Below are 7,016 nucleotides of genomic sequence, written 5' to 3'. Positions count from 1 at the left end.
ACCCAGTGGCCATACACGGAACTGGAGTACGCCCGGCGAACGTGGAGGCTGCGCAGGCGCGACTGGTCGCACCGCACCGACAAGCGGCCGGCGGGGCTAGCGCAGGCCGAAGTCGATCACGCCCCGGATCAGGTGGCCGGCGCTCAGGTCGGCGTAGGCGGCATTGATGTCGTCGAGCCGGTAGCGCTTGGTGATCATCTCGTCGAGGAGTAGCTGACCGGACTCGTAAAGCGTCGCCAGCAGCGCGATGTCGCTCCTGGGATTGCACGACCCGAACACCGTGCCGCACAACGTCTTGTTCATCAGGATGAAGTCTTGCAGGGCGAGCGCGATCGAGTTGGTTGCCGGCGCGGGCAGCCCCGTCAGCACGCAGGTGCCGCCCTTGCGGGTGAGCGCCAGCGCCGCCGCGACGTCGGAATCGCCGATCATGGCGGGGGACACCACGACCGCGTCGGCCATCACGCCGCGGGTCAGGTCGCGCACCAGCTCGAGCGCGTCCGTAGCCGTCGCGGCGGTATGGGTGGCGCCGAATCTCGCTGCGGAGGTGCGCTTGTAGTCGCTCGAATCGACCGCGACAATCCGGGCCGCCCCGCTGATGCGGGCGCCCTGAACGGCCGCGGTGCCGATTCCGCCGGTCCCGATCACCACCACCGTGTCACCGCCCCGCACCCCGGCACGCCGGGCGGCCGAGCCGTAACCGGTGGGAACCGCGCACGCCAGCAGCGCTGCGGGCACCAGCGGAAAGTCGGGAGCGATCTTTACCAGCGAATCCGCCGCGACCACAGTGTGTTCGGCGAACGCGCCGATCTTGGAAACGTGGCCGAGGTTCCGCCCGTCGACCGTGTGATGGCGAAAGGTGCCGTCCGTCGGCATGCCTGGCGCCAGGGTCCCCGACCCCGTGTCGCACAGGTACTCCATCCCCGACGCGCACCACCTGCACCGGCCGCACACCGCGACGAAGGACGTCACCACGTGGTCGCCCGGTGCGAACCCCGCTACGCCCGCGCCGACCTCGACCACCACACCGGAACCCTCATGCCCCCCGATGGCCGGCGACATGGCGGGTAATCCCATGGCGCGCAACGTCTCTGCCGGCGGGGCCAGCCTGCCCTGCCGGATGTGTTCGTCGGAGTGACAGAGCCCGGCGGCGGCCAGTTGCACCAGGACCTCGCAGGCTTTCGGCGGATCCAGCGTGAACTCCTCGACCGACCACGGACGGCCGTAGTCGTAGAGGATTGCCGCGCGGCTTCGCATCGATTGGTGCCGCCTTTCTATGGGGCCCTCACCGCGGCACAAATACTATCAATTGATTGATTTTGCGAGGGTGGCCCGCCGGCCAACGGTCCGACTTATCGGGCAGGGTTCGCGGCGACCTCGATGTCGCCGGCCGCGGCCGCCGCTCTCAACTGGTGGAAATCGTCGAGCGACTTCTCGGCGTAGCTGTAAGACCACTCGGCCACCGCGTTCTGCACGCCGTCACCGGTGCCGAAGTATCCGTGCAACATCGACGCGTTCGCGCTTTGGGAGTGCGCCCTGGCGAGCAGCACCGCGCAGGCCGTCACGTAATCGACGAAGGTATCGGCCGACATTCCCTCGGTGTCGACGCTGCCCTTCATGTCATGGAACTGGCGAACGTAGTAGTCGCGGTCGTCTTTGCGCGTCGCCCCGAGGAACACGTCCGACATCGCCTGCAATATCCGCTGGCCGTCGACGACGCGCATCCCTTGGCCCGTTGCGCCGACGGCCGCCGCCAGCGTAGCCGGCTGTGGCCAACCGCCGAATTCGTCGAGCACCGATCGGGTCGCCTCCTTGATCTGCAAAATCAGCGGGGTGCCGCTGGGGCCCACCAGGATCAGCAGGTAGCACCGGGTGCCGACGCTGCCGACCCCGACAACCCGCAGCGCCATATCGGTGACCCGGAAGTGCGACAGCAGTAGCGCGACGTCGGCGGGAACGGTTGCCAGATATTCCTGTATCGACTCCATCAGCACCGCTTCGACATCCTCATCGACATGCTGCAAAACCGGTGGCGCCTCACGCAGCCGCGGTGTGCCGTCGGGGCCGATCTCGGTGAGCTGTTTGAAGACTCGCGCCGAAGTCCGGGTGCGCGCCCGGGACGTCGTCTTCTGGATCACGTCAAGCAACCCCTTGGACACCGTTTCGGTGTAGCGCTCCGGTTCCACCCGCAGGTAGTAGCGGTCCAGCACGTCCATGGCGAGCATTGCCTGCAGGCTGGTTCGATAGCCGACCAGCGCCTGCTCGACGCAGCGGCGGATTGCCTTGGCCCCGTAACCCGCATGGCGCCCACCGACGATCGCGCTGGTGATCAGCCGTTTGACGTCCCACTCGGCCGGAGCGACGGCCGCCTCGTCGAAATCGTTCAGGTCGAACACTATTGAGCGGTGCGGGGCGGCATACATCCCGAAGTTGGACACGTGGGCGTCACCGCAACACATCACTTCGATTCCACTCGACGGGCAGGCGGCGAGGTCGGCGGCCATGACCGCGGCCGACCCGCGGTAGAACGAGAACGGATCGGCGAGCATCCGGGCGAACCGCAGCGGGACGAGATCCGGTAGGCGCCCGGCGTTTTGAGCCACCAGGATTTCGGTGGCCGACCGGTCGGATGGAGTCAGTTGTGCGAGCGCGCGCCGCGGCACCTCCTTGCGCAGCGCCCGACCGCGCGCCGTATCCCTGCTCGGCTCTTCCAGATCGATCAGACGTTCACGCAGCACCCGTTGCGGCATCCGCTCAGCATAGGTAGCGACGCCGGGGCCGGGGTCGGCTTTTGACCCCGAAGCCCTCAGCCGGCGGCGACTCGGGCTCGCTCGGTCATCGAGGCGATCACGCCGCCGTCGTTGAGTATGTCGGTGCCGGTGAGGTAGCCCGCTTTGTCACTGGCGCAGAACGCAAGCAGCTCTGCCATCTCCTCGGGCTTACCCCACCGCGGGACCGCGGCGTTGCTCACCATTGCGCCGGCGCCCGCCTGCTCCTCGAGCCTGCCCATCTCGGTGTCGATCGACCCCGGTGAAACCGAGACGATGCGCAGCCTGCGCCCGTTGAATCTCTCCGCCTGCGACTGGCTGTACCACTTCACGAAGCTCTTGCTGACCGCGTAGGCGATCCCGGATCGCGCTTCCTCGGGAACGATGTCGCAGGTCGTCATCAGCGCCTCCAGGAAGGCGTCGGCATCGCGCAGCGCCAGCGGAAACTGGTCCACCGGGACCATTTCCGCGGGCAGGACGTGGGCCGCCATCGACGCCACGTTGACGATCACGGCGCCCTCACCGGCCGCTTCGTAGAAAGCCTCGTTGACGTAGAGCGTGCCGAGCGCGTTGGTCCGCATGACGTAGTCCGCGGGACCCATGCTGGGGCTCACACCCGCGGTGTGGATGACCGACGCGAGCGTGCCAAGACCCTTGGCCGTATGGAGCAGATCGACGACCGCCGCCCGGTCGGTGACGTCACAGTCGACGGCCGTGGGCACCATGCCGAGCTCTTCCAGGGCCGCGGCCGCCGCCTTCAGCCGGTCCTGCCTGACGTCGCACAGGACCAGGGTGTGGTCGCGGCCGACGATCCTGGCCGTGGCCAGACCCATGCCGCCCGCGCCGCCGGTGATCACCGAAACTCGAGTCATACCGAGGACCGTATACGCAGCGTGATTGAGGGCGCACCTGGGTTAGGGCATTGCCCGGGCCCACGCGATATGCCCTTCGAAGCCAAGCGAATTGGCCATGGCGCGATAGCGGTCTCGGTAGTCCCGATAAGTTGCGCCGTCGCCGCGGGCCCGCGCCTCGAGCGCGCGCATCCGCAGCAGCCACAGGTCATGCAGCACGAATCCGGGTTCGGTCGGCATCGCCGCCAGCCGGTCGATGGCCTCTTGCGCTTCAGGGAGGTCCCTGGCGCCACCCCTGCGCAGCAGCGCTTCTGCCAGCGCGGCGGTGGTGGCGCCGAGACTGAGGAAGTCGGATCTGTCGTATTGCTCTTCGATGGCGGGGCGCAAGAGGTCGATCGCAGCGTCAAGGTCGCCGATGCGCAACTTCTCATTGGCGATGAAGAGGTTCACCAGCGTGTCCGCGCCCAGCGTGAAGCGCTCTTGCAAGGCGGCCTCACGCGCGGCGGCAAGCAGGGCGAAGGCCTCTTCGCGTGAGCCTCCGTCGTAGCTCAACAGGGCGACGCCGTGCACGTACCGCGCGCAGGCCAGCGTGAGATCGTCACCGGACCGCTCCGCGATGTCCAGCATCTCGGCCGTCTCCTGCAGGGAGGCCGCGTCGGGCAACCAGACCCCGTAGGGGATCAGGTTGTACTTGAACAGCAGCATGATCGCGCGCAACGCCGGTTCGAATGCGCGGGCCATCGTCACGCCCGTATCGAGATCAACCCGCCAGTCCGGATCGCCGAGGAAGCACCGGGCGCAGCCCCGGAGCACTGTCGCGCCGGCCAGCGGGGAGCCGATGATCAGATTGCCCTTGGTCGCGTCACCGTCGGCCAGCTCGATCGCCCGCTGCGCGATGCGTAGGGCTTCGGTCATCTCGCAACGCTGAAGATTGGTGGGCATCGCCGCGTAGAGCAGCCCGAGAATCAAGGTCGGGTCGCCGATCGAGTCGAGCAGGCTCTCGAGCTCCGAGGCCAACTGTGCGGCTTCGCCGAACCGGGCGTGCACGATCAGCGCCGGCAGCCATCCGGCCATCGCCATCGCCAGCGACACCTTGTCGCCGGCGGCGGTCGCCAGGTCGCGCAGTTCGTCAAATCCGGTGTCTGCCATGGTGCCGCCGGTCAGCCAGGAACTGGCGCAGAGCAGCGTCCGCGGCGCGATCCGCATCGCGGCGCGCTCGGTGTCGGCGGCGGGTAGGCGGTCCGCGACGTCGCGCGCATGCCGCCAGCTCGCCCGCGCGGCGGCCATGTTGCGGTGTCTCAACCACGTTCCCGCCCGCATGTACCAGTCGAAGGCCGCATGCAGATCACCCGCCGCTTTGAGGTGTTCTGCGATCAGTGCGGCATTTTCGTCGGCTGATTCCGGCTCGCGCTGTTCGATCAGGGCGGCGAGCCGGCGGTGCAGCTCGTCGCGGTCCGACTTCAGTTGCGATTCGTAGGCCACGTACCGGATCAGCGGATGCCGAAACGTGTATTCGACCTTCGGGGTGAACGCGACCTGGTCGATCAGCTCGCCCTTGACCAGTTCGTCGAGGACCGGTTCGACGCCCAGCGCGCTGACCAGGTCCGGGCTGAACCGCGTTCCGATCACCGCGGCCGCGCAGAGGGTGCGTTTGGCCGGGAAGCTGAGGCGGTCGATGCGGGCGGCGATGACGGCGTGCAATGTCGGCGGGGCGGTGATGTCGGCAATCTCTCCGTGGAGCAGGTAGGAACCGCGCTCGCCGCGAATCGAACCCCGCTCCGCGAGGTCGCGCACGATCTCCTCGGCGAAAAAGGGATTGCCGCCCGCCCGTTCGGAGATGACTTCCGCGAGCCCGCGCACCGAGGCATCGGTGCCGAGCAATTCGCCGATCAGCGCCACGGTCTGGGTGTTGTTCAGCGGACGCAACGCGATCGTCTGTGCGCCCGGAATCGCCGCCAGCGCGCCTTGATACTCGGGCCGGTAGGTGATCAGCATCATCGAGCGGGTTTGCCGGATCACCGTCAGAAAGTCGGCGAGCATCGACTCGCTGACCTGGTCGATCCAATGGGCATCCTCGATCACATAGAGGGCCGAGCCACGGCGATTCACCCATGCGGCGGTCACGAGCGCGGTGAGACGCCGCCGCCGGGCGTCACCCTCGATGTTGGGCGCTTCCACCGTGGGATCCGCAATGCCGAGCAGGTCGTCGACCAGCCAGAGATCCTCACTGTCGGCGTTCGGGAACCTGGCTTCCAGCTGCGCCCGTGCGGCCGCGTCGCCCAGCCCGTCGACCCCGAGGGCGGCGCGCAACAACCCCGTCACCGCGTGGAACGGAATATCGCTGGTGTGGGACTCGCAGTACACGGTGATGACGTCCATCCCGCGGCTCTTCGCCAATGCCGCCGATTCGCGGACGGTACGGCTCTTGCCGATGCCTGGCGGTCCGACGACATCGATGACGCATCCTGCCCCGCCGACCGCCTCATCGAGGATGCCGGCGATGGTGTTGAGTTCCCATGTGCGCCCGACCAAATGAGGGTCTTTGCGCTGGCTGTGCTGGCTCGTGGCAGCGATCAAGCGGCGAGCGGGGACCGGGTCCTTGGCTCCCTTGATGTACACCATCTCTGGATCCGCAAGGGTCGCGGCGTCGTCGACCAGCCGCGCGGTGGACTCGCTGAGCATCACCCCGCCCGGGGGCGCGACCGACTCCATCCGCTGGGCCATTCCCACCTGCTCGCCGATGGCCGTGTACCCCAGAGCGCCGGATCCGATCTCGCCGGCGATCACCTGACCCGAATTCAGGCCAACCCGTAGCTGCAGCTCGATCTTGTCCCTGCGCGCGACTTCGCCCGCCACGCGTCTGGTCTCGTCCTGGATCCCGAGCGCCGCAAGGCAGGCGCGAAAAGCGTGGTCCTCCAATGCGATTGGGGCGCCGAACACTGCCATGATCCCGTCGCCGGTGAACTTGTCCACCCTGCCGCCGAATCTCTGAACGACCGCCGCTGCGCGCTCGACGAGTTCGCCCATGATCTCGCGCAGCCGTTCCGCGCCCACCGCGGCGGCGATATCCATCGAGTGCACGACGTCGGCGAACAGTACGGTCACCTGCTTGTACTCCGCGGCCGCCGGACTGACCGTGACTTGCGATCCGCACTCGTCGCAGAACTTGGCGGTGGCGCGCAGTTGAGCGCTGCATGATGGGCACGCCACGGTGGACATCGTCACGTGAGCACCACCCATCCAGGTCGTACCACCCCAGTTGTAGAGAATAGGCGGCCTGCCCCGGTGAAGCGTGGGTATTGGCACTTTGCTGGACTGCCGGCGCTAGGGCCGCGACTAGGCGTCTGGCCCCGGATGGTGCGGGTGACCGGTGTGCCGGATTGCCGTCCCGAAGAACGGC

4 protein-coding genes are annotated in these 7,016 nt (G+C 67.6%); all 4 read right to left on the bottom strand.

From position 1 onward, the window contains the following. Positions 1-96 precede the first annotated feature (96 nt). The 4 genes from A9X05_RS01695 to A9X05_RS01680 all read right to left on the bottom strand — a co-directional run bounded on the left by A9X05_RS01695 (position 97) and on the right by A9X05_RS01680 (position 6,835). The gene (locus tag A9X05_RS01695; RefSeq protein WP_067778734.1) at positions 97-1,254 is read right to left on the bottom strand and encodes a Zn-dependent alcohol dehydrogenase; all 1,158 of its coding nucleotides are present in this window, start codon (positions 1,252-1,254) and stop codon (positions 97-99) included. Between the two features lie 95 nt (positions 1,255-1,349). After that, on the bottom strand, positions 1,350-2,747 hold the full coding sequence (locus A9X05_RS01690; RefSeq protein WP_067754164.1) for a DUF2252 domain-containing protein: 1,398 nt from the start codon (positions 2,745-2,747) through the stop codon (positions 1,350-1,352). 56 nt (positions 2,748-2,803) lie between these two features. Beyond that, a complete protein-coding gene (locus tag A9X05_RS01685) occupies positions 2,804-3,637 on the bottom strand; it encodes an SDR family oxidoreductase (protein WP_082954948.1) in 834 nt (277 codons plus the stop codon). Positions 3,638-3,679: 42 nt separating this feature from the next. Beyond that, entirely contained in the window at positions 3,680-6,835 is a 3,156-nt protein-coding gene (locus A9X05_RS01680; RefSeq protein ID WP_067778737.1) for an adenylate/guanylate cyclase domain-containing protein, read from the bottom strand. Positions 6,836-7,016 lie beyond the last annotated feature (181 nt).

The organism is Mycobacterium sp. E3298 (assembly GCF_001666895.1).
Taxonomy (GTDB): domain Bacteria; phylum Actinomycetota; class Actinomycetes; order Mycobacteriales; family Mycobacteriaceae; genus Mycobacterium.
This window is presented reverse-complemented; position numbering and strand designations above follow the sequence as displayed.